The sequence below is a fragment of the Pseudomonas canadensis genome (assembly GCF_030980095.1).
GTDB lineage: Bacteria > Pseudomonadota > Gammaproteobacteria > Pseudomonadales > Pseudomonadaceae > Aquipseudomonas > Aquipseudomonas canadensis.
The window spans coordinates 3076183-3101147 of the sequence record NZ_CP133298.1; the positions used below are offsets into that span (position 1 = coordinate 3076183).

The window sequence follows — 24965 nt, forward strand, 5'->3', positions numbered from 1 at the left end:
GCCTGCCCCCCACACCATTATTCATTAGTCTTCCTTGCGCACGGTGGCCACGTCAGCCGCCTTGACCCGTACATGCTTGCCAGCAATATCAGTGAATTCGTAGAAGCCATCGGCAGTCTTGGTTTTTGGGGTGTCCTTGGTCAAATACTGTGTGCCATTTTGCAGCGTCACTACGGTTTGCGTCGCGCAACCGGCCAATACCAGAAAAGTGAGTGCAACCAGTGGCAGACCCAAATTCTTCATGTTCATAACCCTTACCTTAACCTTGAAAAGTCCCATGCCAGAGGCGTGGGCGACAAATGTTACGCCATCGACTTCACCATCTGATCACTTTTATGCAAAAAGTTGCAGGCGCCATTTATCTATTAGCGATTGCAACCTCGCCTTGGCGACGGCACTCTGTATGCATAACCAGTATTTGATCGCTGTACACCATGGCCAAAACCCTCGAAGACCCGCTCTATTACCTGCATAACTTCCGCCAGGTCCTGCATTGGCTGGGGCAACGCTATGCCGATCTGCTCGATGCAGACGAACAGCATTTCATTCAGCAATTTGACAGGTTGCCACAGGCGTCCCAGGCGCTTTTGGTGCGCATGGTGATGCGCAAGGGTGTGCACTTTCGGGCGAGCAAACTCAATTACGTGGAGATCGGCTGCACGCACACCGCTGCTGCGCCATTGCTTGCATTGGGCTGGGTCGACAACAAATCCATGCTGGCTTTTGAAACGCTGTTCGGCTTGCTGCAAAAAGGCGAGATATTCGGCGCGTTCAAGCCGTGGATCGACCAGCCCAGGGGCAGGAAGTCCGATTGGTTGGAAGGGCTGGCGGCACAATTCACCGACAGCCGCAGTTTTGCCGGTTGGTGCCCGGACCTTACCGACACGCTCTTGAGCCTTACCGTGATGGAATTGTGTGATCGCCTGCGCCTGATGTTCTTCGGCAACCTGCATCAGGATTGGTCGGAATTCGTGCTGGCTGACCTGGGCATCTACACCTACGAAAAAGTCGAGTTCTGCGCAGAGTCCCGTGGCCTGCGCAGCCGGGATGATGTGCATGGCTTTCTGTTCCTGCACCAGTGCCAGCAGGCCTTTGAAACCGGTGAAGCGCTGGAGGCGGTGCTGGCCCGGGTCGCAACCCTGAGTACCGACAACCCCTGGCTGGAAAAACGCCGGGCCAAGTTGTTGTTCCAGGTCGGTCAATATTGCGAGCGCATTGCCGAATTGGCGTTGGCGGAACAGATTTACCGCAGCTGTGCCTATCCCGGTGCCCGCTCACGATTGATCCGGGTATTGGAACGTCAAGAGGACTACGGCCAAGCCATGGCCCTGGCGAGCGCCGCCCAACAGGCGCCGGAAAGCGCCGCCGAGCAGCAGCACTTATTGCGTGTCGTGCCACGCCTGCGCCGCAAACTGGGTGAACCGGCCTTGCCGAAAGTGAAGCCACGCCCGGTCGTGCGCCTGGACCTTGCCCTTGCGCTACCCGAACCGCTGATGTCGGTGGAGTATTGCGTGCAGGCTCACCTCAGCGAGCCCGATGGGCCGGTGCACTACGTTGAAAACGGGCTGATCAATTCACTGTTCGGGCTGCTGTGCTGGGACGTGATCTTTACACCGCTGCCGGGTTCATTTTTCCACCCGTTCCAACGCGGTCCCGCAGACCTGCACAGCGAAGACTTCCATCAGCGCCGTGCACCGCTGTTCGCTGCGTGTTTCGAGCAATTGCAGGACGAACGCTACAAAACCACCATTCGCCAGCGTTACAGCGACAAGTGGGGGATCCAGTCACCTTTCGTGTTCTGGAACCTGCTCAGCGAAGACCTCTTGGAGCAGGCCCTGGCCTGCCTGCCCGCCGAACACCTGCGCTATTGGTTTGAACGGCTGCTACTGGACATCCGTGCCAACCGCGCCGGTATGCCCGACCTGATCCAGTTCTGGCCGGCGCAAAAAACCTACCGCATGATCGAGGTCAAGGGCCCCGGAGATCGCCTGCAGGACAACCAACTGCGTTGGCTGGAATTCTGTGGCGAATACCAGATGCCGGTGACCGTCTGCTATGTGCGCTGGGCAGAATCCGCTTGAGCTACAGCGTTGCCGTGCGGGCGCTGTGCGAGTTCACGGCCAAGGTCGGTGACCTCGACCTGCGCTTCACACCGTCGCCCAGCGCCCAGGAAGGCATTGCCGGCCACCGCACCGTCGCCTCACGGCGCAGCGCGCACTACCAGAATGAAGTCGCGCTTGAAGGCGAGTACCAGCAGCTCAAGGTGCGGGGCAGGGCGGACGGCTATGACCCGGACGCCAACCGCCTGGAAGAGGTGAAGACCTATCGCGGCGACCTCGACGCCCAGCCCGCCAACCACCGGCAACTGCACTGGGCCCAGGTCAAAGTGTATGGCTGGCTGATGTGCCAGAAGCTCAACCTGTCAGAGATCAACCTGGCGCTGGTGTACTTCGATATCGTCGGTGAAGGCGAGACGGTGCTCGACCAACGCTTTCAAGCCACCGAACTGGAAACCTTCTTCAACCAGCAATGCGCGCTGTTTTTGGGCTGGGCCGAGCAGGAAATGGCGCACCGCGAAGCGCGCAACAGCGCCGCGCAAACCCTGGCGTTTCCCCATGCCGGTTTCCGTCCTGGCCAGCGCTCGCTTGCCGAGTCGGTGTACAAGGCGGTCAGCACCGGCCGTTGTCTGATGGCCCAGGCGCCGACCGGCATCGGCAAAACCATCGGTACGATCTTCCCTTTGCTCAAGGCCTTGGCGCCCCAGCAACTGGACAAACTGTTCTTTCTCACCGCCAAGACCCCCGGCCGTAAGCTCGCCCTGGATGCTGCCCAAGTGCTGCATGCCAGCAGCCCTGGCCTGCCTTTGCGTGTGCTGGAGTTGGTGGCGCGGGACAAAGCCTGCGAGCACCTGGAAAAAGCCTGTCACGGCGATTCCTGCCCGTTGGCCAGGGGCTTCTACGACCGTCTGCCCGCCGCACGCATCGCGGCTTCCAAGGTGCGCCTGCTGGACCAGCGCACTCTGCGCAATGTGGCCCTGGCCCATGACGTTTGCCCGTATTACCTGAGCCAGGAAATGGCGCGTTGGGCCGACCTGGTGGTCGCCGACTACAATTACTTCTTCGATTTCGGCGCCATGCTGTTCGGCCTGGCCCAGCTCAACCAGTGGCGCGCGGCGGTGCTGGTGGACGAGGCGCACAACCTGGTCGATCGGGCCCGCTCGATGTACAGCGCCAGCCTTGACCAGTACCACCTCAAGACCCTGCGCGATACAGCCCCCGAACCCTTGAAGAAACCCTTGCAGCGCCTCAACCGTGAGTGGAACGCGCTGCACAAGGACCAACTTGCGCCGTACCAGGCCTACACCGCTCGCCCAGAGAAACTGTTGCAGGCCTTGAGCCTGTGCGCCAGCACCATGGGCGAGTACTTCAACGATCACCCCGAGTCTCTCAGCGGCGACCTGCAAAGCTTCTATTTCGAGGTGCTGCAATTCGGCAAGGTCGCCGAATTGTTCAACGAACACTTCATTTTCGATATCAGCAAGCGGCAATTCAGCGGCAAACGCAGCAGCTCGACCCTATGCCTGCGTAATGTGGTGCCTGCCGAGTTCATCCGTCCACGGCTGACGGCCGCCCGCAGCAGCGTGCTGTTTTCCGCGACCCTGAGCCCACGGCATTACTACGCCGACTTACTGGGGCTGCCCGCTGATACGGCGTGGATCGATGTGGAGTCGCCGTTCAAGGCTGAGCAATTGCAGGTACGCATCGTCGATGCAATCTCCACGCGCTTCGTGCATCGCGAGGCCTCGCTGGAGCCTATCGTCGAGCTGATCGCCCGCCAGTACACCCAGCAGCCTGGCAATTACCTGGCGTTCTTCAGCAGTTTCGATTATCTGCAACAAGTGGCGCAGTTGCTGGCCGAGAAACATCCGGCCATTACGCTGTGGCAACAGTCACGCGGCATGGCTGAGGCCGAGCGCCAGGCCTTTCTCGACCAGTTCACCGAACACAGCCAGGGCATCGGGTTTGCCGTGCTCGGCGGTGCATTCGGTGAGGGCATCGACTTGCCCGGCACCCGCTTGATCGGTGCATTCATTGCCACCCTTGGCTTGCCCCAGTTGAACCCGATCAATGAACAGATGAAAGTGCGCATGGGCGCGATCTTCGGTGCGGGCTACGACTACACCTACCTGTACCCTGGTATCCAGAAAGTCGTGCAGGCGGCGGGTCGGGTGATCCGCAGCCAGCAGGACCAGGGTGTGGTGATGTTGATCGATGACCGATTTGGCGAGGCTCGGGTACGTCAATTGTTGCCGCGCTGGTGGGCGGTGGCTTGAGTCATTCCTGTCGTCAATGATGCTGGCGGCTTGAGCAGCCATGGTCCACGCTGGGAAAAACCTGCAAAAGGCCATGTCCATGCGCCAGCTCCTCATCAGCGTCAACGGTATTGAGTTAAGTGTTTATAGTGCGGGGCCCGAACAGGGTGCGCCGATCTGGCTACTTCACGGTTTCCCGGAATGCTGGCACTCGTGGCGCGAGCAAATTCCCGTGCTTGTGGCGGCGGGTTATCAGGTGTTTGCCCCGCAAATGCGTGGTTACGGGCGCAGCAGTTCACCGGCTGAAATTGCCGACTATGACCTGTTGACGCTGTGTGGCGATATCCAGCAGGCCATGAACCACTTCGGCCATACGCAGGTGGTGATGGTCGGCCATGACTGGGGCGCCGTGGTGGCTTGGCATCTGGCCTTGCTTGAGCCTGAGCGTGTCACACGCCTGATCACGATGTCCGTGCCGTTCGCTGGGCGCGCCCGTCGACCGGTGATCGAAATCATGCGCGAGCTGTACGCTGACCGCTTCAACTACATCCTGTATTTCCAGGTGCCGGGCGTTGCCGAGCAGGAGTTGGATGCGGATATCGAGCGCACATTGCGCCTGTTCATGCAGGATCAGGACGTGTTTCTGCAACAGAAGCCGGCGACCGCGACCTTGCTCGAAGGTGTTTCAGCGCCCGGAGCATTGCCGCTGTGGTGCTCCCAGGAGGACCTGGACGTTTATGTGGAAACCTTCGCCGAGCACGGTTTTCGTGGCCCACTGAACTGGTATCGCAACTTCGAACGCAACTGGCAACGCACCGAGTCCCTCGCTGGGCAGAAAGTGCTGCAGCCCACACTGTTCCTGATCGGCGACCGCGACCCGGTCGGGGTCTTCGAAGCCCACACAATCAAACGCATGCCGGATTCAGTGCCGCAGCTTGAGCAGCATGTGTTGGCGAACTGTGGTCACTGGATCCAGAACGAACAAGCCCAACAGGTCAACGCCCTGATGCTCGGCTTTCTAAGGAAAAGGTAAAGGTTGCTCCTCGACCCGGTTGATCCACCAGGCGAATGCTGCGCCCATGCAATTGCAGGATGCGGTGCACGATGCGCAGGCCCAGGCCGCCGTCACGACGGGCGCCGCCGATGGTAAAGGCGCGCAGGAACAAGCCTTCGCGCAGCTCGGCGTCGATGCCTGGGCCGCTGTCGCTGACCGTGACGGCTACGGCCTGGGTTTCAGGCGCGAGCGTCACCTCGATTTCGCCGTTCAGCGGTGTATGGCGCAGGGCGTTATCCAGCAGGTTGGTCAGTACGCGTTCAATCAGGCCCAAGTCCGCCAGCACCGTTGGCACCTGCGGCGGCAACGTCGCGGTGAGGGTGATGCCGCGTGCTTCGGCGGTCAGTTCGAATTTTTGAAAGATGTCCTGCACCAAGTCCGGTAATGAAAACCCTTCGATCACCGGCTGGACAAAGCCATGCTCCAAGCGCGCCAGCTCCAGCAATGACTGGGCCAGACCGCCAACCTTGCGGCTCTGGTCCAGGGCAATGCCGAGGTAACGGCGGCGTTCTTCGGGGCTGAGGCTGGCATCCTTGAGCGACAGGGTTTCCAGATAGCCATGCAGCGAGGCCAATGGCGTGCGCAGGTCGTGGGAGATATTGGCGACCATTTCGCGGCGTTCCTGGTCCTGATGGGTGATGGCGCGCCACTGTTCGCCCAGACGGTTTTCCATTTGCACGAAGGCGTGATCGAGCACGGCAATTTCATCGCCGCTGGTGAGTTCCGGCACAACGGGTTCAGCCGCTTTGGGTGCACCATTGATGTCGAATCGGCCGACTTTATTGGTCAACTGGCGCAGCGGTCGGGTGATCCAGGCGAACGCAATCAGCCCGGCCAGCAAGCAGAGCAGGGCGACCAGGCCTATGGACCACAGCGCGATCTTCAATGCCATGCCGGTGGCATCCTTGGCGTCATACACGTCATGAGCCTCACCGAGCAGCACGACATAGAGGAAGCCGGTCTGCTGGCCGCCAGCCATGAGTGGTGCGGCGCTGAACACCTTGCGGCCATCGAGGCTGCGCGGGTCATCACCGAGGATCGGCAGCATGAATCCGGCCAGGAAGCGCCGCACGGGCGCGAGGTCGACTCGATCGCGCAGCAGATGACCACTGGGCGCGGCGTTACCGACCACACGGCCATCGATGTCGAGCAGGTAAACCTCGACACTCGGGTTGACCAGCATCAACTGGCTGAACAGGTTGCGCACCGCGTCGGGCTTGAGGCCATCGGCGTCCATCAACTGCGTGTCGCGGGCAATGTGCGCCGCCAGGTCGCGGGACAGGCCTTGCACCACCTCCAGTTCATGCATGCGGTTGGAGCGCACCTGCAACCAGGCCGAGGTGCCGCTGCAAATCAGCAGCAATACGGCGAACACCACCGACAGGCGTTGGGTCAGGGTCAGCTTCATGGTGGGCTCTCGGCAAACTTGTAGCCACGGCCCCACACGGTAAGGATGCGCGCCGGGTTGGCCGGGTCGGTTTCGACCTTGGCGCGCAGGCGGTTGATGTGGGTGTTTACCGTGTGTTCATAACCTTCGTGGCTGTAGCCCCACACCGCATTGAGCAGGTCCATGCGTGAGAACACCTTGCCCGGTTGACGGGCGAAGAAGTACAGCAGGTCGAATTCCCGTGGCGTGAGGTCCAGGCGCTGGCCTTGCAGGGTAGCGTCACGGGTCAGCGGGTTGATGAACAATTGGCCGAGATCAAGGCAGCCGGCGTCCATCTTCAGGTTGCGTGCCATGGCGTCGACCCGGCGTAACAGCGCCTTTACGCGAGCAACCAGTTCCGGCATGGAAAAGGGTTTGGCGAGGTAGTCATCTGCGCCCAACTCCAGGCCGAGGATGCGGTGCAATTCGCTGGAGCGCGCGCTGGTGATGATGATGGGGGTGTAGCGCGTCATGGCGCGGGCGCGGCGGCAGATCTCCAAGCCATCGACGCCGGGCAGCATCAAGTCGAGGATCAGCGCATCCCAACCGCCTTGCTCCAACAGGCGCAGACCTTCGGTGCCGTCGGCGCTGTGGACGACGTGGAACTGTTCGTCACGCAGGTGCAGGCAGATCAGGTCGGCGATATGGGCATCGTCCTCGACCACCAGCACACGTTTTGGCTGATCCATGTAAGAGAAACCTTCGCTTGTAGTCCGCGCATTGTGCGGGTTTCGCAACAGTGTAGTTATCACGAATTGTTTAACTCTGCGTGAGGATTCCGCGACCGGCCAGGGCTCAGGATGAAGTCATTGATTTGGCGAAGCGCATGTTGTGGTGAGCGAGCTTGCTCGCGCTGGGCTGCGCAGCGGCCCCTAAAAAAAGCGCGAGCGCTGCGCACTCCAGCGCGGGGCAAGCCCGCTCACCACAGGTTCATCGCTAGTCATCAGGCCAATGTGTTTAGGAGAACTCTATGTACTCACGCCGACAATTACTCCTGCACACCAGTCGCGGTGGCGGTCACCTAGGGCACGTGTTCGATGACGGCCCGCCACCCACCGGCCTGCGCTACTGCATGAACGGCGCCGCCATGACGTTCACGGCGACTTAAGCCGATGTCTTTCTCCTATAAGGTTCCCTGCCATGTGGCTGCTGGTTCTCGCGTACCTGGGCGGCGTGCTGACAATCGTCAGCCCGTGCATCCTGCCTGTTCTGCCTTTTGTCTTCGCTCGCACCGGGCAGCCGTTTTTGCGCAGTGGCTTGCCGCTGTTAGCGGGGATGGCGGTGACATTCGCCCTGGTGGCAACGCTCGCAGCGGTGGGCGGCGGCTGGGTGGTGCAAGTCAATCAATACGGTCGCTGGCTCGCGTTGCTGTGCGTTGCGCTGTTCGGCTTAACGCTATTGTTGCCGCAGCTGTCGGAACGTCTGACGCGTCCGTTGGTGGCCGCCGGCAGTCGTTTGTCGCAAGCCGCCGGGGCCGATGCCAGGCCGGGTCCGGGCGCATCATTGCTGATCGGCGTCGCCACCGGGTTGCTGTGGGCACCGTGCGCCGGGCGGATCCTGGGGCTAGTGCTTACCGGCGCCGCGTTGCAGGGCGCCAGCGTCGGCACTACCTTGCTCTTGCTGGCTTACGCCGCCGGGGCTGCCACCTCCCTCGGCGCAGGTGAATGGCTGCGCCGGGGCCTGGGCGCGTTGATGCTGGCCGGGGGCGCAATCCTCACCATCGAATTCCTCGACCCCAACGTGTCGGCGTATGCCTTCACCTTTGGTTAACCCGGAGTGCCTGCCATGAATGTATTCAAATACCTGCCCGCACTGGCCTTCGCCGCCTTCGTCGGCCAAAGCTCAGCCTTCTCCTTCGGCGCCTCCGACGATGCCGTTGTCATCGCGCCACCGGCCCTTGACCTGCCTGCAACCTCAGGCAACCTGCAAACCGCCGTGTTCGCCGGCGGCTGCTTCTGGGGCGTGCAGGGAGTATTCCAGCACGTGCAAGGGGTGAAAAATGCGGTCTCCGGCTACGACGGTGGGGCGGCGAGTACCGCGCAATATGAAGCCGTCAGTGAAGGCGATACCGGCCACGCCGAGTCCGTGTCCGTCACCTACGACCCGAGTAAAGTCAGCTACGGCAAACTGCTGCAGATCTACTTCTCGGTCGCCCACAACCCCACCGAACTCAACCGCCAGGGGCCGGACACCGGCACCCAATACCGATCTGCAATCTTCGCGCAGAACGCCGAGCAGCAAAACGTCGCCCAGGCCTACATCGCACAACTGGATGAGGCCAACGCTTTCGGCAAACCCATCGTCACTAAAATCGAGATGGGCAAGGTGTTCTACCCGGCGGAGTCCTACCATCAGGACTTTCTCACCGAAAACCCGTCTTACCCCTACATCGTGATCAACGACCTGCCGAAAGTGGCGCAACTGAAAAAGCTGTTTCCGGCGCAATACAGCGCCGAGCCGGTGCTGGTGAAAAACCAGTAATCAGCGTTTGGCCTTGGCCAGGTAAGGCGCCAGGCGTCGGCCCATTTCCTCACCCAGGGCTTGCAGCCCGCTCAACGGCCGGATCATCACTTCAAACTCGATGATCTGCCCGTGTTCGTTGAAGCGGATCAGGTCGATGCCCTTGAGCTGCTTGTCGCCCACGCGCGCGCTGAATTCGAGCACCACACTCAGGCCATCGCCGGTGGCGAGTTCACGGTGATAGGTGAAGTCTTCGAAGACGTTGATCACCGTATTGAGGATCATCGACACCACCGGCGCGCCAGGGTAGGGCGTATGAGCCATAGGCGAGCGGAAGACGGCGTCGGGCGCCAACAGTTCGGGCAGGGCCTTGAGGTCACGATTGGCTAACATCGCGTGCCAGCGTTGCAGGGTGTGTGCAGCCGCAGGGTTGAGCGTGAGTTCGGACATGTTCTGTACCTGTTCTTATGGTGGGAAGGCATTTCACCTGCCCAACATAAGAGCGGTATCCAAATAGGGTCAATCACCCTAACTTACAGATAAGTGACCTAAACGTACTTAGACCATCTCCAGGTACGAGCTGTGAATCGCCCGCGCCAACTCGCGCACGGTGTCGATAAAGTCCGTTAGACGGGCGTGCAATCCCTCCTCAAGAATCTCATCGATCCCGGTGTACCTCAGCCGCGCCTCGAACTCCGCCGCCAGGCGCTGCGCCGTACGCCCATAACTGCCGGGCAGGTCCGCCAGGATATGGCTCAGTTCTTCGATGCAGGCATGCAACGAACGCGGCACATCACTGCGCAACAGCAGCAACTCGGACACGGAGCGGGCATTCAGCGCGTTCGGGTACAACTCGGTATACGCCTCGAATGAGGACAACGCGCGGAGCAGGGCGCTCCACTGGTAATAACCGCGTGCCGACAAGTCGCTGACTTCTTCCGACTCCTCGCCAAACATTTCGTAGCGCGCATCCAGCAAGCGCAAGGTGTTGTCGGCGCGCTCGACAAAGGTACCCAGGCGGATAAACCGATAGGCGTCATTGCGCATGATCGTCCCCGACGTCGCTCCCCGGAACAGGTGCGAGCGCTGCTTGACCCAATCACAGAAGTGGCTGATGCCATGCCGCGCCAGGCCGCCGGCGGCGATGCTGCGCATTTCGAGCCACGTGGCGTTGAGGTTTTCCCACATATCGGCGGTGATGCGCCCGCGTACCGCATGGGCATTGCCGCGAGCGGCACGCAGGCAGTTGTAGATGCTCGCGGGGTTTTCTTCGTCGAGGGCGAAAAAGTGCAGCATGCGCTCGGCGTCCAGCTGTTTATGACGTTCCAGGTAGCTGTCCAGGGTGCCGCTGCTGAGCAACGACATCGCCAGTTCATCCAACCCGTCACTGCGCCCGGCCTGGGGCATCAATGACAGGGAATAACTGACTTCGAGCATGCGCGCCAGGTTCTCGGCGCGTTCCAGGTAACGGGACATCCAGTACAGATCTGCGGCGGTTCTACTCAACATACTCAGCCCTCCACCACCCAGGTGTCCTTGGTTCCGCCGCCTTGCGACGAGTTGACGATCAACGAGCCTTCCTTCAGCGCCACGCGGGTGAGGCCGCCGGGGACCAGGCGGGTTTCCTTGCCCGAGAGCACAAAGGGCCGTAGGTCGATATGCCGTGGGGCGATGCCGTTTTCGACAAAGGTGGGGCAGGTGGACAGGCTCAGGGTCGGCTGGGCGATGTAGGCGTGGGGCCTGGCCTTGATGCGTTGGCGGAAATCCTCGATCTCGGCCGCGCTGGAGGCCGGGCCGACCAGCATGCCGTAGCCGCCGGAGCCCTGGGTTTCCTTGACCACCAGTTCCGGCAGGTTGGCCAGCACGTGGGACAGTTCATCCGGCTTGCGGCACTGGAAAGTCGGTACGTTCTGTAACACCGGTGCTTCATCCAGGTAGAAACGGATCATTTCCGGCACATAGGGGTAGATCGATTTGTCGTCGGCCACGCCGGTGCCAATGGCGTTGGCCAGCACCACATTGCCGGCGCAATAGGCGGCGACCAGGCCGGGAACGCCGAGCATCGACTCAGGGTTGAAGGCCTTGGGGTCGAGGAAGGCGTCGTCGATACGCCGGTAGATCACATCTACCGGCTTGGGGCCGTCGGTGGTGCGCATGAACACCTTGAGGTCCTGCACGAACAGGTCCGCGCCCTCTACCAACTCAACGCCCATTTCACGGGCCAGGAATGCATGTTCAAAGAACGCGCTGTTGAAGCGGCCTGGCGTCAGCACCACCACGTTAGGGTTGTCCAGGCGGCTTGAGCTTTTCAGGGTCTTGAGCAGCAGGTTGGGGTAGTGGTCCACCGGCGCGATACGTTGCTTGGCGAACACCTCGGGGAAGAGGCGCATCATCATCTTGCGGTCTTCGAGCATGTAGCTCACGCCGCTGGGGGTGCGCAGGTTGTCTTCAAGCACGTAGTAGGTGCCGTCACCGTCGCGCACCAGGTCCACGCCGGAAATGTGCGAATAGATGTCGCGGTGCAGGTCCAGGCCGACCATGGCTTTCTGGTAACCCTCGTTGCCCAGCACCTGGTCCGCTGGAATGATCCCGGCCTTGATGATGCGCTGGTCGTGGTAGATGTCGGCGAGGAACATGTTCAGCGCGTTGACGCGCTGGATACAGCCGCGTTCGATCACGCTCCACTCGCTGGCGGGGATGCTGCGCGGGATGATGTCGAAGGGGATCAGGCGCTCGGTGTCTTGCTCGTCGCCATACAAGGTGAAGGTGATCCCGGCGCGATGGAACAGTAAATCGGCTTCACGGCGACGTTGGGCCAGCAGTTCCGGCGGCGTGTTGGCCAGCCAGCGGGAAAAATCCTGGTAATGCGCACGGCATACGCCGTTTGCGTCATTCATTTCATCAAAGAAAGATCGAGCCATTCCAGTACCTTGTCAGTGCCGAGGGGAACAGGGGTGGCACTGCCGTTTCAAAAAACGCATTTTTTATGAGCCCGTGGCGGTGGGTGCCAATGGGCCTGGTCCTTACTTTCTTATGGGGTCGGCTCTGGGTCGGGGGGTAACCAATGCTCCTGTATCCGGGCAGATGAATGGATAAAGCAATGCTTGTGCCGGAAACCCTATTCAAGCTGTCGAGCTGAGAGGCTTTTGTAGTGAGCGGGCTTGCCCCGCGCTGGAGTGCGCAGCGCTCCCGCTTATTTTGGGGCCGCTGCGCACCCCAGCGCGGGGCAAGCCCGCTCACCACAAAAGCCAGGCCACCACAAAAGCCAGATCACCCCCAAAAGCCAGTCCAGCACTGAACCCCGCTCAACACAGTGCACTCCATGCTCCGACTTGGTGCATGAACCAACTTGAACTTCACCCGCCCCCGATTCTTCTAACGGGACACGAACCCGCATGGAGCACCGCCGTGCCCAGAATCATCTCACCGCAAACCCCGGAATCGAGCCTGCCCGATCACAGCGAGCACAACGCCAAGATCTTCGGCTCGCCCAAAGACCGCCTCGACTTTTACCGGCGCGAAATCCAGTACGAAACCACCATCCTTGCCAACCGTACCGACGCCTACCTCACCGCGCAGTCGTTCCTGGTAATCGCCTTTGTGTCGGGGATGGGCAACCTCAACCCCGAGTGGGGCAAGTTGTTCACCGTGGTGGTGCCGATTTTCCTCGCTGTGTTGGGCATCCTCAGCTCCCTCAACGCATGGCCTGGGATCCGTGCGGCGTATGACATCATCGATCACTGGCACTTCAAGCAAAGCGAGCTATTGCGCAGCGAGCCGGTGATGGGCATGGCGTACGACGAGTCGCCGCTGTTTTCCGAAATGGAGTCGTCGCACAAGGGTTATCGCAAGTCGTTGCTGTTTTCCATGCGCGCGCCCTGGTTATTCATGGTGTTCTGGGTGCTGCTCGCTGCGTACGCGTTTTACATCCAGGTCGACAACCCCGGGTCCTAAACCGATGGAACTTCATCACCCTGGGCATGACCTTAACTCTACCCAGGCGACATTTTCCGAGAGGTAAGCCATGAGCACAGACAAACAACCCGCCACCGGTGCCGATGCGCCCAAAGACCCGGTGCCAGCAAAAGATCCCAAGGCCAAGGAAAACGACTACAGTCCAGACTTCAAGCCCAAGCCTGAGCCCAAGCCTGAAACCGATGCCGATATCGACACCCAAGGCGGTTAGAGGAGACGGTCATGTCTAAAGAACTTGATGAAGAACTCAACGACCCCGGTAATGAAGACCCCGGGTCATTGATGGACGATGCAGAAGTGCCGCTCAACGATCTGGATGAAGCGGCGGATGTGGGTAACACCGAGCGTCAAGACTGAGTATTCACCCGGGCACGTCGTTCATACCACACCAGCATAGGCTGGGTACTCAGGCCATGAACGACGATGCTCAGGGCGATCACCGACAAGGTCAGGTTCACCGCCACGGCGCTGCTGGTGCCAATCAGTCCGTGATTGAGCGCGTAAAACAGGTAGTAAATGCTGCCGATCCCGCGAATGCCGAACCATCCCATCAGGCTGCGCTGCTGACGATCAATCAGGCGTCCCCACGGCATCGCCAGCACACTGATCGGCCGAATCACGCAAAACAACAGCGCCGCCATCGGCAATGCGCGCCAATCCCAGTGGCTTATCAGCACGATCCCCAGTACCGTCACCAGGAACACCTCCATCGAGCGTTCCACCAGGCTGCCGAATGACAGCATGTCGCCCATCATGACGCCGGCGGCGATCTGAGTGTCCTTCAGTTCGCTCACATCCCCTTGCAACGCGCGGTCTGGCTCGATTTCCAAATGGCCCACCACCGGCAACGCCAGATGCTCCGACGGCGTTTTTGAGTTTCCGGTGGAGCGGAATTCCGCCTGGCGCAAACCAAGCCCGGCCGCAAACACGGACAGAAAGCCATAACCGCCCACTGCCTCGGCGACCACGTAGGCCAGCGCAATCAGAGCGAGGGTCAGGTAGTCATTGGGCGAGAGCGTGCTGTCACTGTTGGTGATGCGCAGCCACAACGTCGCGCGGCCGATGCCCCGGCCCATCCAGTAGCCGATCAACAACCCGGCCGGCACCGCCCACAACAAGTTTTTCAATACCCAACCACCTAGCCAATCGCCGTCAAACCCGCCGTGTTGCATGAACAGCAGGGCAAAAATCACAAAGGGAAAGGCGGTGCCATCGTTCAAGCCCGCTTCGCCGGACAATCCGAAGCGCAGCGGGTCGTAATCCTGAGCGTTATTGACCTGCACCAGGCCTGCCAGCACCGGATCCGTTGGCGCCAGTATCGCGCCCACCAGCAGCGACACGCCCCACGACAGCGTAAACAGGTAATGCAGCGCGAGGCTGATCCCCAGGATGGTCAGCAGCATCACCGGCCCGGCCATGCCAAACGCGATGCGCCAGGTACGGTGCTTGAGCGGCAAGCGCAGTTTCAAGCCGCTGACAAACAGCGAAAACAGCACGGCGACTTCCGTGAGGTGCTCCATCCAGCGTGCGGAGTGCTGGATGTCCAGGTGCAGCAGGTCTACGCCAAGGGGGCCAATTCCCACGCCCAGCAACAGGCACACCGCCGAGGTCGTGACCGGCATCCAGCGCAGAAAGGAAGAGGTGAGGGCGAGCGTGAGCAACACGGCGCCCAGTACGGCCATCCACAAAATAAAAGTCATCGAACGTGTACCGGGCCGTGGTCTGTTCAGCTTGGAGGACTGCGGCGCGTCACCGGTTCAATGTGATTGGATCAATTGCGAACCGATGGTCTTCAGGCGAATCATGTCCATCAATTGCCGCAACCCCGGCTGTGACTGGCGCCGGCTGGGGTAATACATGCACAACGGCTCGCCCATGCAGGCCCAGTCCGGCATGACTTCCAGCAGGCGCCCCTCCTTGAGTTCCTGCTCCACGCGGTTGGACAGGCAGTAGGCAATCCCCACCCCTTGCAACGCGGCATTGACGATTGTTTCAGTGTCGGCCGCGCTGAAGTGGCCGGGCACGTCGATGCGTTGTTGCCGTGCGCCGTTGCCCAATTCCCATTTGTAGGTGGTCTTGTCCCCCAGGTACATGCGGATGCAACTGTGTTGCAGCAGGTCTTTGGGCTCCTGCGGCGTTCCGCTTCGAGCAAGATAGGCGGGGGAGGCGACCATGATCCAGCGCAGTTCGCCGGTCAGCGGCACGGCGACCATGTCTTGGGGCACGGTGGCACCGTAGCGGATACCCGCGTCGTAACCTTCAGCGATGATATCGATCATCTGGTCCTGCACGATCAGGTCCAGGCGCAGTTGCGGGTAGGCAGCGCAAAAATCCCCAAGAATCGGCGCCAACAGCAAGACCGCCGCGTCCCGTGGCACATTCAGGCGCAGCCGGCCGATCGGTGCCTCGCGGTACAGCTCCAGGGTGTCGAGGCCGTCCTTGATGGTGGCAAACCCCTGAATGAGTTTTTCCGCCAGTAGCGTGCCGGCATCGGTGGGTTCCACCGCGCGGCTGGTGCGGTAGAGCAGCTTCACGCCCAGGCGGGTTTCCAGGTTGCGCATGGTGTGGCTCAACGCCGAGGTGGTCACGCCCAGTTCATGGGCGGCGTGGCGGAAGCTGCGGCGGCGGATGATCGCCATGAACACGTTGAGATCAGCCAATTCGGAACGGTTGAAAGCAGCCATTTCAAGTCTCTTGCGCAGGAATTCGGCTGCATGCGGCGTTGAGCCCGATTCAACCGTGGATGACTTAGAGTAATTGTTTTTCTAAGCATTATTGCGCGCCATGGGATTTTTTTTATGCACGTTGAGACCATCAGAATTGCCGGCGTCGACCAAGCGATCTCGCGGATTGCCCTCGGCACCTGGTCCATGGGCGGGCACCTGTGGGGTGGGGCGGACAATGAACAAGCCATCCGCACCCTGCGCCATGCCCTGGCAATCGGTATCAACCTGATCGACACCGCGCCGGTATACGGCTTTGGCCTGTCCGAAGAGCTGATCGGCAAGGCCCTGCGCGGCGTGCGCCACAGCGCGGTGATCGCGACCAAGGCGGGGCTGCAATGGGGCACCGGCACTCCCCGGCGCAACGCCACGGCCCAGCGCATCCGCAAGGAAGTCGAAGACTCCCTGGTACGCCTGCAAACCGACTACATCGACCTTTACCAGATCCACTGGCCCGACCCGCTGGTGGCCCAGGAAGAAACCGCCGATGAGCTGGAACGCCTGCGCCGCGAAGGCAAGATCCTCGCGGTCGGCGTGAGTAACTATTCCTCCGCGCAGATGGACGATTTCAGCCAGTACACCGCACTCGCCACGGTGCAGCCGCCCTATAACCTGTTCGAACGGGCCATCGACAGCGACATACTGCCTTACGCCAAGCAGCATTCCCTGGTGGTTTTGGCTTACGGTCCGCTGTGCCGGGGGTTGCTCAGCGGCAGCATGCACTCGGCGACGGGCTTTACCGGCGATGATGTGCGCACGCTCGACCCCAAGTTCAAGGCGCCGCGTTTCGAGCAATACCTGGCCGCCGTGGCCGCGCTGGATATGTATGCCCGCGAATGCCACGGCAAATCGGTACTGGCCCTGGCCCTGCGCTGGGTGCTCGACCAAGGCCCGACCATCGCCCTGTGGGGCGCACGGCGGCCGGAGCAGTTGAAGGGCTACGAAGAAGCCTTCGGCTGGCACCTCACGCCCGAAGACCTGACGCATATCGACCGTATCCTGGCCAGCACGATAAAAGATCCGATCGGCCCGGAATTTATGGCCCCGCCCAAGCGTTAACGACCTCTTTGAACCATAAACGACACGGCCGCAAACTTACCCATTGAACGACTGTTCAGTTTGAACTATGTTGACCGCATCCACCCGTTTCCACCCGACGGGTTCGCGCTGTTTCTTCTTGAACAAGAGGCTCTGGCATGCGGTTTTCCCCCTTCGTCGAACGAATTGCAGGGCAGGGCGTAGCTGCCTGGGACATCCACCACGCCGCGTTCCAGGCGGCCAGCCAGGGCGAAGACATCATCATCCTCAGCGTTGGCGATCCGGATTTCGCCACGCCGTCCTTCATTACCGACGCCGCGGTGAGTGCCTTGCGCGACGGTGACACCCACTACACCGAAATCCCCGGTCGCCCGGCATTGCGCGATGCAATAGCTGCACGCTACAGCCAGACGCTGGGCCGTCCACTGACTGCCGAAAACGTCATCACCGTGGCCGGTGCGCAGAACGCCTTGTTCGTGACCTCCCTGTGTCTGCTTCAGGCCGGCGATGAAGTGCTGGTGCTCGACCCGATGTACGTCACCTACGAAGCCACGCTCAAGGCAAGCGGTGCGACACTGGTCCGTGTGCCTTGTTCGCCGGAATCCGGCTTTCGCATTGACGCCCAGTTGCTCGGCGCAGCCATCACACCGCGTACGCGGGCGATTTTCTTCTCCAACCCGAACAACCCCACCGGCGTGGTACTCAACCCGCATGAGCTGCAAGCCATTGCCGACCTGGCGATTGCCCACGACCTGTGGGTGGTGGTCGATGAGGTCTATGAAAGCCTGGTGTTCGACGGCGAATACCACAGCCTCGCAGCGCTGCCGGGCATGGCCGAGCGATGCGTGGTGATTGGCAGTCTGTCCAAGTCCCATGCCATGACCGGCTGGCGCATCGGCTGGCTCATCGCCACGCCGCAGATGGTCGCGCATGCGGAAACCCTGGTGCTTAGCATGCTCTACGGGTTGCCGGGCTTCGTGATGGAAGCCGCCACCGCTGCTGTGCTGGCCCATGACGAGGTGACCCAGGGCATGCGCGAAATTTATCGGCGCCGGCGCGACCTGGTGGTGTCGGGGCTGAGTGGGTGCCCTGGCATCCAGGTGCAGGCACCGCAAGCCGGGATGTTTGTGCTGGTGGATGTGCGCGGCACCGGCCTGGGCTCCCTCGACTTTGCCTGGCGCCTGTTCCGTGAAGCCGGGGTTTCGGTACTCGACGCCGCCGCGTTTGGCGAGCCGGCCCAGGGTTTCGTGCGCTTGTCGTTCACCCTAGGAGAAGAGCGCCTGCGTGAAGCCTGCCAACGCATCGTGCGGTTTGTCGCCAAGCTGGCCGGTGAACCGCGTACCGCGGCGGCGCCCAGGATCGAAGTGGTGCAGCCGGCCGCAGCCAAAAAGATGATCGAGGTCATCGACCTGCACAAGCGCTTCGGCAATATCGAAGTGCTCAAGGGCATTTCCCTCACGGCCCACGAAGGCGATGTGATCTCGCTGATCGGCGCCAGTGGCTCGGGAAAAAGCACCTTGCTGCGCTGCATCAACATGCTCGAAGTGCCGGACCAGGGTAGCATTCATGTGGACGGCGAAAGCATCAAGCTCAACTACGGCCGGCCCGGCGCGCCTCTGGTGGCGGACGCCAAACAGCTGGTACGCATCCGTTCGACCCTGGGCATGGTGTTCCAGAACTTCAACCTGTGGCCACATCGCACGGTCCTGGAAAACCTTATTGAAGCCCCCACCCAGGTCCTGCGCGAAAGCCGCACCGAAGCCATCGAACGCGCCGAAGCCTTGCTCGACCGCGTCGGCCTGGCCGCCAAGCGCGACGAATACCCGGCGTTCCTGTCCGGCGGCCAGCAACAGCGGGTGGCGATTGCCCGAGCGCTGGCCATGCGTCCCAAAGTCATGTTGTTCGACGAGCCCACCTCGGCCCTTGATCCGGAACTGGTGGGTGAAGTGCTGCGGGTGATCCGCTCCCTGGCCGAGGAAGGCCGCACCATGATCCTGGTCACCCATGAAATGGCGTTCGCCCGGGATGTGTCGTCGAAAGTGGCGTTTCTGCACCAAGGCATGATCGAAGAAACCGGCTCGCCGGATGCGGTGTTTATCGACCCACGCAGTGAACGTTGCCGACAGTTCGTCAACGCGCATCAAACTCGCTAACTCCATAAAAAGACGGGGCAAAATCATGAAATCCAAGCGTATGGCAACGTGGTTGAGCAGTGCAGTGTTGGTGTTGACCGCGGGTTTCACCTGGGCGGCGGAAAAGCCCATCGTGTTTGCGGTGGCCGCAGAACCCTATCCGCCATTCACCGTTAAAGGTGGCAACGGCCAATGGTCCGGCTTTGAAGTGGACTTGATCCACAAACTCTGCGAAGGCATGAAAGCCGAGTGCCAGATCAAGGAAGTGGCGTGGGACGGCATCATTCCTTCTTTGCTGGCGAAGAAGATCGACGTGATTTTCTCGTCGATGTCGGTGACCGATGAGCGCGAAAAACAGATCGCCTTCAGCCGTGCCTATTACGATTCCCTGTTAGGCGTCGCCGGGCCGAAAGGCAGCGAAGTCGAGATTTCCCCGGCGGGCCTCAAGGGCAAGTTGATCGGCGTGCAGATCTCCACGGTCAGCGCCAACTACTTGAAGAAGTACTACGAAAACATCGCTGACCTGAAGTACTACGACACCCAGGAATCGGCCAACGCCGACCTGATCGCCGGGCGTATCGACTACATGATGGCCGACGACACCGCCATCGCGATGATGGTCAAGACCCCGGAAGCCAGCGGCCTGGCGCATATCGCCAGCGTGCCTTACGACCCGATCATCGGCCGTGGCGTCGGCGCCGGCCTGCGCAAGGAAGACACTGCGCTCAAGGCCCGGCTGGATAAAGCCATTGGTGAATTGCTGGTGAGCAAGGACTACGACGACCTGTCGCAGCACTATTTCGGCCTGTCGGTCAGCCCGTGCAAGCGCGGTGACACCCCGGCGTTTGTCAGCAAGACCTGTGACAGCCCGTATCAACACATCGCCCAGAAGACCGAATAATGCTCGACCTCTTAAGCTTCGGTGAACAAGGGTGGGGCAATGCGTTGCTCAAAGGGTTATGGATGACCCTGCAAATCTCCGCCGGTTCGTTTGCGGTGGGTTTGTTGATCGGCCTGGTGGTGGCCTGCGCCAAGCTCAGTGCGCCACGCCCGATTGCGCTGCTGATGCGCGGCTACACCACGGTGTTTCGTGCGGTGCCGGAGCTGCTGCTGATCCTGCTGCTGTATTACGCCGGTTCCATGGGCCTCAATGCGCTGATGTTGTGGATGGGCTTCGAGCAGATGAACATCAGCGGCCCGCTGGTGGCGATCCTGGTGTTGGGCCTGGTGCAGGGCGCTTACGCTTCGGAGATTTTTCGCGCGGCAATCCTGGCAATTCCCCACGGCCAGATCGAAGCGGCACGGGCATTTGGCTTGAGCGGGTTTGGCCTGTTCCGCCGGGTGACCTTGCCGATCATGGCGCCATTCGCCCTGGCCGGTATGTCCAACCTGTGGATCAACCTGATCAAGGACAGCGCCTTGATCAGCGTGGTCGGCACCAACGAGTTGTTGTACACCGCCAAGCAGGCGGCGGGCTCGACCCGTCAGTATTTGCTGTTCTACCTCACGGCCGCCGCCTTGTATTACCTGGTGACGCTGGCTTCCAACTACCTGTCCGGGCGCCTGGAGCGACGTATCCGTCGCTGGATGCCGGTTGTCGAGTGAGCGACCATGCCTGAATGGATAAGTTACTACGCCGGTCTGATCGCCAAAGGCTTGCAGACCACCTTGTCGCTGCTGGTGATTTCGGCGGTGTTGGGTTTTGCCTTGGCGGTGCTGGTGGCGCTGGCGCGCTTGTCGCGGCGCAAATGGCTGGCCCGTGGCGCGCTGGCCTACACCAGCGTGTTGCGCGGCACGCCGCTGCTGATCCAGATCTACATTTTCTACTACGGGCTGGGCAGCCTGTTTGCGCAGTTTCCAATGATTCGCGGCAGCTTTCTGTGGCCGTACTTGCGTGACGGCTACTGGTACATCGTGTTTGCCCTGGTGTTGTCGGTGGGTGCGTACGTCGGCGAAGTGATTCGCGGTGGCCTGCTGGCGGTGCCCAAGGGCGAAATGGAAGCCGCCTCGGCATTCGGCATGACGCCACGCCAGGCCTTGTTGCGCGTGCGTTTGCCACGGGCGATGCGCCTATTGTTGCCGACCTTGGCGGGGGAGACGGTGATGTTGCTTAAATCCACCGCGCTGGCCTCGACCATTGCCGTGGTCGACCTATTGGGCGCGGCCAACGTGGTCCGCGCGCAGACCTTGCAGATCTACCAGCCGCTGCTGCTGGTGGCGGCGGTCTACCTGTGCCTGACCTTTCTCATCGAAGGTGTCTACGCCATCGCCGAACGGCGCGGCACGCCGCTGCGCAGGTCGGCCGGATGAAACAGGACCGCTCGTTGCAAGGGATTGCCCTGTGTTCGCTGGCCTATTTGTTCCTGGCGCTGCAGGACGCGGTGGTCAAGTGGCTGGTGGCCGATTACTCGGTGTTCACCATTCTGTTCTGGCGCAGCCTGGTGGTGGTTGTCGCGTGCTTGATCGCCGGGCGCATGGGCCTCATGCGCAGTGCCTGGACATCGGTCAGCCGGCGCCTGCTGATCATTCGTGGACTGTTGTCGTTGCTCGCGTGGTTGCTGTATTACACGGCGGCCAAGGACCTGAGTCTGGCAGAAATGACCACACTGTACTTCTCTGCGCCGATCATGGTCACGCTGTTGGCCGCGCTGATCCTCAAGGAGCGCGCCAGCCGGGGACAGTGGATCGCGTTGATCATCGGGTTTGCCGGGGTGGTCATTGCGTGCCGTCCCACGCATATGCTCGACCCGTGGCCCATCGCCCTGACCTTGGGCGCGGCGCTGTGCTGGGCGTTTACCTATATCCAGTTGCGTCAGGTCGACCCGAGCAGCTCGGTGCTGGAGCAAATGCTGATCACCAACGTCGTGTTTGTGCTGTGCATGGGCGTGACGTTGCCCTGGACTCACACACCGGCGCCCACGCCAGCCTGGCTGGGCATGCTGGCGGCAGGTTTGGTCGGGGGCATCGGTCAATTCCTGCTGTTTGCCAGTTTCCGTCGCGCCACGGCGACGTTACTCGCGCCATTCGAGTACACCGGGCTGATCTGGGCGTTCCTCCTGTCGAGCTTGGTGTGGGGCACGTTGATGGATGGCTCGCTGATCATCGGCGCGGTGTTGATTGCCATCAGCGGCACTCTGGCCATGCTCAGCGCGCGGCATCCCGTGTCACAGGACGTGGTCGGCGCCGAATGCACCGTGACGCAACCCTTGTACCCAGCAGCGGCAGATGTGCAGCCCGTTGGCGGGGCTGAAAGTGCCGGGGTTGAGGCAGCCCTCGAGCCAAAGTCCGTCGAGCATCGCCGATAAACCGATGGCGGCCAGGTGGCTGTCGTGGATCACCAGGTTTTCACTGCGGGCCAGATCGTCCAGCAGTTGTTGGATCAACGCCAGGTAGGCGTGGTAGCTGTTTTCGTGGGACTGATTCACATGGGGCGAATGGCGGATCAGGCTCCAGAACACTACCCACACGCCGAGCAGATCGGGGTCCATGACCCGGGGCGAGAATGAGGCGCTGAGGAATGCATCCAGGCGTGCGGCAGGGCCTTCGGCCTGTTCCACTTGCGCCCAGAGGGCACTGGTCAGCTCGTTGGCCAGCTTATGGTAAGTCTCGGCGATCAGTGCATCGATGCTGCCGAAATGGTGGTTGAGCAACCCCACCGACACCCCGGCCTCGGAGGCGATACGGCGCACGGAAATCCCCGCATGCCCATCGCGGGCCAGGCAGGTGAGGGTGGCAGCAATCAGCAGGTCCCGGCGTTCGTCGGGGTCGGCACGGCGCAGTTTGGGAAGCTCGGGGGTCATGGGCAGGCCTTGGGTGAAACAGCACAGTGCTCAGGTTAGTTGAACATGTGTTCAATCTCTACCGATTAATTGATCAGAGGAGGGCAAGGCATGGCAAAAGACCTTTCGTGGCAGGTCACCGGCGATTCCGGCAATGTGTTGCATATCGGGGCCTGGCGTTTCGAAGGCGACGGCAGCGGGCCAAAGGTACATCTACAGGCCGGTGTACACGCCGACGAAATCGCCGGGATGCTGGTGCTGCATCAACTGCTGCCGCGCTTGCAGGCGTGCGCCGAGCAGGGCCGACTCAAGGGCACGGTCACGGTGGTGCCCCAAGCCAATCCCTTTGGTATCGGCCAGTTCCGCCAGGGGCGCTTGCTCGGTCGGTTCCACGAAGCCACCGGACAGAACTTCAACCGAGCCTTCGATTGTTCGCTGGCCATGGAGCGCCCGGCGAGCAACCTGGCGCAATGGCAGAAACGCCTGGTGCAACTGGCCGCCGATGCCGACCTGATACTGGACCTGCACACCGACGACGAGGCGTTGCCCTATCTCTACATCCACCGCAGCTTCTGGCCCGAGCAAGGCCTGGCACTGGCGGCGGCGTTGCAGGTGGACCTGGTGATTGTCTGGGATGAAGGTGGCGATGGCTCCTTTGAAGAAACCCTCATCAACCACGCTTCGCCGCAACTGGCGGCAACCATTGAACTGCGCGGGCAGGCGGACGTCAGTGATGCCCTGGCGCAACAGGACGCCGATGGGCTGTGGGCGTGGTTGTGCATCAATGGCGTGATCGACGAGGTGGCCAACATTGCCGAATGGCAAGGCGAGGTGGTCGACATGGGCTGTATGGAGACCGTCCTTGCACCCTGCGCGGGTGTGCTGGTGTTCGAAAAGGGCTTGGGCGACGACCTGGAAGAAGGCCAGCGTTTCGCGCGCATTATCGGCCGACCCGGTGACCCGGCCTCCGAAGTGACCCTGCACGCCGCTCAGGCCGGGCGCATGGTCACCGCCCACCGTGAACGCCTGGTGGCGCAGGGCTCGGTGGTCGCCAAGTTCACCGGCACACGGTTATCCGACAGCTACAGCGGCGGCGTGCTGGACCCGTAGCGGCGCCTGCAACTGCAGCCACTCCCGCGGGCTGGTGCCGATCTTGCGCCGGAACGCACGGGCCAGCGCCGAAGGGCTTTCGTAACCGACTTCATCGGCGATCAGGGCAATGGGGCGACCTTCACGCAGACGTTTCTGCGCCAGGCTCACGCGCCAGCTCAGCACATAGTCGGCCGGCGTTTGGCCCACCACTTTATGGAAGTGCGCAGCGAAACTGGCCCGGGACATGTTCGACTCCACCGCCATTTCCTGCACAGTCCAGGGGCGTTCGGGATTGTTGTGCAGCAGGGTCATGGCCCGCGCCAGGCGCAGGTCCGCCAGGCCCGACATCATGCCGGTAGTCATGCTGTGATAGGCCATCATGTGGCGCAGGAACTGAATCACCATCAACTCGAACAGCCGGTTCATCACCGCCTCGCGTCCGCAGTGTTCGGCGAAGGCTTCATCGAACAGCCACTCCAGCGTGCCGGCGATCATCGGAATCTGCTTGAGTGGCATCACAATGGTATCGGTCAGCGCCACGGACAATGGGTTATCGATCCCCCCATCAAAGCGCAGCGAAGCCGCCACCACCTGGGCGCAATCGGCTTTGGCCGCCACCAGCCGATGGGGCAGGGGGCGCGGCACCAGCACCAGGCTGGGCTCGGGGATACGCAGGGTGCCGTCGGGCATTTCCAGGCTGGCCTGGCCGTCCTTGAGCAGGTAGACCCGGCCGCGCTGCTGCAAATCGCGGGTGTCGAGGGCACCGTGCAACGGCCCGCTGTGAAAGGTTTCGGCACCGATGCCGAAGTGCACCAGCAGTGTGGACAAACGATCCATGGCTTACCTGATTTCAATAAACGATCTTTTAGACGATCTGCGCCATATCGTCGACTATTAGCCTCCATTTGTAAAACACGTTTCGGCATCATGGCCTCACGTTCAACGCCTTGAGCGCCCAACCCCACGGAGCAAAC

The 24965-nt window shown here is 61.3% G+C and carries 23 protein-coding genes and 3 pseudogenes; 16 read left to right on the forward strand and 10 right to left on the reverse strand.

All coding sequences use genetic code 11. The features are described 5' to 3' along the window. Positions 1-24 precede the first annotated feature (24 nt). Positions 25-249 (reverse strand): YgdI/YgdR family lipoprotein, encoded by a 225-nt coding sequence (locus RB216_RS13915; RefSeq protein ID WP_028616108.1) that lies wholly within the window; start codon positions 247-249, stop codon positions 25-27. A 185-nt stretch (positions 250-434) separates the two neighbouring features. Here RB216_RS13915 and RB216_RS13920 point away from each other — a divergent pair, with 185 nt between their 5' ends. The 3 genes from RB216_RS13920 (at position 435) to RB216_RS13930 (ending at position 5345) form a co-directional block, all read left to right on the forward strand. Beyond that, complete coding sequence (locus RB216_RS13920) at positions 435-2081, forward strand: VRR-NUC domain-containing protein (protein ID WP_308908841.1); 1647 nt, start codon at positions 435-437, stop codon at positions 2079-2081. Continuing rightward, positions 2078-4333 (forward strand): ATP-dependent DNA helicase, encoded by a 2256-nt coding sequence (locus RB216_RS13925; RefSeq protein WP_122726976.1) that lies wholly within the window; start codon positions 2078-2080, stop codon positions 4331-4333. Before RB216_RS13920 ends, RB216_RS13925 begins: the two co-directional genes overlap by 4 nt. A 79-nt stretch (positions 4334-4412) precedes the next feature. After that, on the forward strand, positions 4413-5345 hold the full coding sequence (locus RB216_RS13930; protein WP_308908842.1) for an alpha/beta fold hydrolase: 933 nt from the start codon (positions 4413-4415) through the stop codon (positions 5343-5345). Here the strand turns inward: RB216_RS13930 and RB216_RS13935 are convergent. Beyond that, positions 5308-6774 carry a sensor histidine kinase gene (locus RB216_RS13935; RefSeq protein ID WP_308908843.1) on the reverse strand — a complete coding sequence of 489 codons (1467 nt, stop codon included), beginning with the start codon at positions 6772-6774 and terminating at the stop codon, positions 5308-5310. The genes RB216_RS13930 and RB216_RS13935 overlap by 38 nt on opposite strands. Next, a complete protein-coding gene (locus RB216_RS13940; RefSeq protein ID WP_308908844.1) occupies positions 6771-7481 on the reverse strand; it encodes a response regulator transcription factor in 711 nt (236 codons plus the stop codon). Before RB216_RS13940 ends, RB216_RS13935 begins: the two co-directional genes overlap by 4 nt. A 305-nt stretch (positions 7482-7786) precedes the next feature. On the opposite strand from RB216_RS13940, the pseudogene RB216_RS13945 reads away from it, so the two are divergent. The 3 genes and pseudogenes from RB216_RS13945 to msrA form a co-directional block, all read left to right on the forward strand. Beyond that, positions 7787-7900 (forward strand): annotated as a pseudogene (locus tag RB216_RS13945) (peptide-methionine (R)-S-oxide reductase); the annotation flags it as partial. Positions 7901-7932: 32 nt separating this feature from the next. Beyond that, positions 7933-8514, forward strand: a pseudogene (locus RB216_RS13950) (cytochrome c biogenesis CcdA family protein); the annotation flags it as partial. A gap of 63 nt (positions 8515-8577) precedes the next feature. After that, a complete protein-coding gene (gene msrA, locus RB216_RS13955) occupies positions 8578-9273 on the forward strand; it encodes a peptide-methionine (S)-S-oxide reductase MsrA (protein WP_068933198.1) in 696 nt (231 codons plus the stop codon). On the opposite strand, the gene RB216_RS13960 is transcribed toward msrA, so the two are convergent. The 3 genes from RB216_RS13960 to RB216_RS13970 form a co-directional block, all read right to left on the reverse strand. Next, positions 9274-9702: a nuclear transport factor 2 family protein gene (locus RB216_RS13960; RefSeq protein ID WP_028616116.1), complete on the reverse strand. Its 429-nt coding sequence runs from the start codon at positions 9700-9702 to the stop codon at positions 9274-9276. A 108-nt stretch (positions 9703-9810) separates the two neighbouring features. After that, positions 9811-10761, reverse strand: a complete 951-nt coding sequence (locus tag RB216_RS13965; protein WP_016975680.1) for an alpha-E domain-containing protein — start codon at positions 10759-10761, stop codon at positions 9811-9813. Between the two features lie 2 nt (positions 10762-10763). Beyond that, entirely contained in the window at positions 10764-12173 is a 1410-nt protein-coding gene (locus RB216_RS13970; protein WP_308908845.1) for a circularly permuted type 2 ATP-grasp protein, read from the reverse strand. Between the two features lie 487 nt (positions 12174-12660). On the opposite strand from RB216_RS13970, the gene RB216_RS13975 reads away from it, so the two are divergent. The 3 genes from RB216_RS13975 to RB216_RS13985 all read left to right on the forward strand — a co-directional run bounded on the left by RB216_RS13975 (position 12661) and on the right by RB216_RS13985 (position 13584). Next, complete coding sequence (locus RB216_RS13975; RefSeq protein ID WP_028616118.1) at positions 12661-13206, forward strand: hypothetical protein; 546 nt, start codon at positions 12661-12663, stop codon at positions 13204-13206. A gap of 70 nt (positions 13207-13276) precedes the next feature. Further along, positions 13277-13438, forward strand: a complete 162-nt coding sequence (locus RB216_RS13980) for a hypothetical protein (protein WP_010210501.1) — start codon at positions 13277-13279, stop codon at positions 13436-13438. Positions 13439-13449: 11 nt separating this feature from the next. Beyond that, a complete protein-coding gene (locus tag RB216_RS13985) occupies positions 13450-13584 on the forward strand; it encodes a hypothetical protein (protein ID WP_256581760.1) in 135 nt (44 codons plus the stop codon). Here the strand turns inward: RB216_RS13985 and RB216_RS13990 are convergent. Together RB216_RS13990 and RB216_RS13995 are read right to left on the reverse strand one after the other, a co-directional pair. Next, a complete protein-coding gene (locus RB216_RS13990; protein ID WP_028616119.1) occupies positions 13575-14927 on the reverse strand; it encodes a cation:proton antiporter in 1353 nt (450 codons plus the stop codon). The genes RB216_RS13985 and RB216_RS13990 overlap by 10 nt on opposite strands. 57 nt (positions 14928-14984) lie before the next feature. Then, on the reverse strand, positions 14985-15911 hold the full coding sequence (locus RB216_RS13995; protein ID WP_028616120.1) for a LysR family transcriptional regulator: 927 nt from the start codon (positions 15909-15911) through the stop codon (positions 14985-14987). Positions 15912-16025: 114 nt separating this feature from the next. On the opposite strand from RB216_RS13995, the gene RB216_RS14000 reads away from it, so the two are divergent. From RB216_RS14000 to RB216_RS14025, 6 genes are all read left to right on the forward strand, one after another. Continuing rightward, complete coding sequence (locus tag RB216_RS14000; protein WP_308908846.1) at positions 16026-17009, forward strand: aldo/keto reductase; 984 nt, start codon at positions 16026-16028, stop codon at positions 17007-17009. A 137-nt stretch (positions 17010-17146) separates the two neighbouring features. Next, on the forward strand, positions 17147-19141 hold the full coding sequence (locus RB216_RS14005; protein WP_308908847.1) for an aminotransferase class I/II-fold pyridoxal phosphate-dependent enzyme: 1995 nt from the start codon (positions 17147-17149) through the stop codon (positions 19139-19141). Between the two features lie 25 nt (positions 19142-19166). Beyond that, on the forward strand, positions 19167-20021 hold the full coding sequence (locus tag RB216_RS14010; RefSeq protein ID WP_308908848.1) for a transporter substrate-binding domain-containing protein: 855 nt from the start codon (positions 19167-19169) through the stop codon (positions 20019-20021). Beyond that, positions 20021-20725, forward strand: coding sequence for an ABC transporter permease (locus RB216_RS14015; RefSeq protein ID WP_028616124.1), 705 nt, complete (start codon positions 20021-20023; stop codon positions 20723-20725). Before RB216_RS14010 ends, RB216_RS14015 begins: the two co-directional genes overlap by 1 nt. Before the next feature lie 6 nt (positions 20726-20731). Continuing rightward, positions 20732-21430, forward strand: coding sequence for an ABC transporter permease (locus tag RB216_RS14020; RefSeq protein ID WP_028616125.1), 699 nt, complete (start codon positions 20732-20734; stop codon positions 21428-21430). Then, complete coding sequence (locus RB216_RS14025) at positions 21427-22425, forward strand: DMT family transporter (protein WP_028616126.1); 999 nt, start codon at positions 21427-21429, stop codon at positions 22423-22425. Before RB216_RS14020 ends, RB216_RS14025 begins: the two co-directional genes overlap by 4 nt. Here the strand turns inward: RB216_RS14025 and RB216_RS14030 are convergent. After that, a pseudogene (locus tag RB216_RS14030) lies at positions 22381-22920 on the reverse strand (TetR/AcrR family transcriptional regulator); the annotation flags it as partial. The gene RB216_RS14025 and the pseudogene RB216_RS14030 sit on opposite strands and share 45 nt — an antisense overlap. 90 nt (positions 22921-23010) lie before the next feature. Here RB216_RS14030 and RB216_RS14035 point away from each other — a divergent pair. Next, the gene (locus RB216_RS14035; RefSeq protein WP_028616127.1) at positions 23011-24009 is read left to right on the forward strand and encodes a M14 family metallopeptidase; all 999 of its coding nucleotides are present in this window, start codon (positions 23011-23013) and stop codon (positions 24007-24009) included. Here the strand turns inward: RB216_RS14035 and RB216_RS14040 are convergent. Beyond that, complete coding sequence (locus RB216_RS14040; protein ID WP_068933187.1) at positions 23971-24828, reverse strand: AraC family transcriptional regulator; 858 nt, start codon at positions 24826-24828, stop codon at positions 23971-23973. The genes RB216_RS14035 and RB216_RS14040 overlap by 39 nt on opposite strands. Positions 24829-24965 lie beyond the last annotated feature (137 nt).

Excerpts from the sequence above, each read along its gene's own strand:
- RB216_RS13990 (WP_028616119.1), bottom strand. The coding sequence starts at position 14,927 with ATGACTTTTATTTTGTGGATGGCCGTACTGGGCGCCGTGTTGCTCACG.
- RB216_RS13995 (WP_028616120.1), bottom strand. The coding sequence starts at position 15,911 with ATGGCTGCTTTCAACCGTTCCGAATTGGCTGATCTCAACGTGTTCATG.
- RB216_RS13985 (WP_256581760.1), top strand. The coding sequence starts at position 13,450 with ATGTCTAAAGAACTTGATGAAGAACTCAACGACCCCGGTAATGAAGAC.
- RB216_RS14040 (WP_068933187.1), bottom strand. The coding sequence starts at position 24,828 with ATGGATCGTTTGTCCACACTGCTGGTGCACTTCGGCATCGGTGCCGAA.
- RB216_RS14005 (WP_308908847.1), top strand. The coding sequence starts at position 17,147 with ATGCGGTTTTCCCCCTTCGTCGAACGAATTGCAGGGCAGGGCGTAGCT.
- RB216_RS13915 (WP_028616108.1), bottom strand. The coding sequence starts at position 249 with ATGAACATGAAGAATTTGGGTCTGCCACTGGTTGCACTCACTTTTCTG.
- RB216_RS14010 (WP_308908848.1), top strand. The coding sequence starts at position 19,167 with ATGAAATCCAAGCGTATGGCAACGTGGTTGAGCAGTGCAGTGTTGGTG.
- RB216_RS13980 (WP_010210501.1), top strand. The coding sequence starts at position 13,277 with ATGAGCACAGACAAACAACCCGCCACCGGTGCCGATGCGCCCAAAGAC.
- RB216_RS14000 (WP_308908846.1), top strand. The coding sequence starts at position 16,026 with ATGCACGTTGAGACCATCAGAATTGCCGGCGTCGACCAAGCGATCTCG.
- RB216_RS13965 (WP_016975680.1), bottom strand. The coding sequence starts at position 10,761 with ATGTTGAGTAGAACCGCCGCAGATCTGTACTGGATGTCCCGTTACCTG.
- RB216_RS14035 (WP_028616127.1), top strand. The coding sequence starts at position 23,011 with ATGGCAAAAGACCTTTCGTGGCAGGTCACCGGCGATTCCGGCAATGTG.
- RB216_RS14015 (WP_028616124.1), top strand. The coding sequence starts at position 20,021 with ATGCTCGACCTCTTAAGCTTCGGTGAACAAGGGTGGGGCAATGCGTTG.
- RB216_RS13935 (WP_308908843.1), bottom strand. The coding sequence starts at position 6,774 with ATGAAGCTGACCCTGACCCAACGCCTGTCGGTGGTGTTCGCCGTATTG.
- msrA (WP_068933198.1), top strand. The coding sequence starts at position 8,578 with ATGAATGTATTCAAATACCTGCCCGCACTGGCCTTCGCCGCCTTCGTC.
- RB216_RS14025 (WP_028616126.1), top strand. The coding sequence starts at position 21,427 with ATGAAACAGGACCGCTCGTTGCAAGGGATTGCCCTGTGTTCGCTGGCC.
- RB216_RS14020 (WP_028616125.1), top strand. The coding sequence starts at position 20,732 with ATGCCTGAATGGATAAGTTACTACGCCGGTCTGATCGCCAAAGGCTTG.
- RB216_RS13940 (WP_308908844.1), bottom strand. The coding sequence starts at position 7,481 with ATGGATCAGCCAAAACGTGTGCTGGTGGTCGAGGACGATGCCCATATC.
- RB216_RS13930 (WP_308908842.1), top strand. The coding sequence starts at position 4,413 with ATGCGCCAGCTCCTCATCAGCGTCAACGGTATTGAGTTAAGTGTTTAT.
- RB216_RS13960 (WP_028616116.1), bottom strand. The coding sequence starts at position 9,702 with ATGTCCGAACTCACGCTCAACCCTGCGGCTGCACACACCCTGCAACGC.
- RB216_RS13920 (WP_308908841.1), top strand. The coding sequence starts at position 435 with ATGGCCAAAACCCTCGAAGACCCGCTCTATTACCTGCATAACTTCCGC.
- RB216_RS13970 (WP_308908845.1), bottom strand. The coding sequence starts at position 12,173 with ATGGCTCGATCTTTCTTTGATGAAATGAATGACGCAAACGGCGTATGC.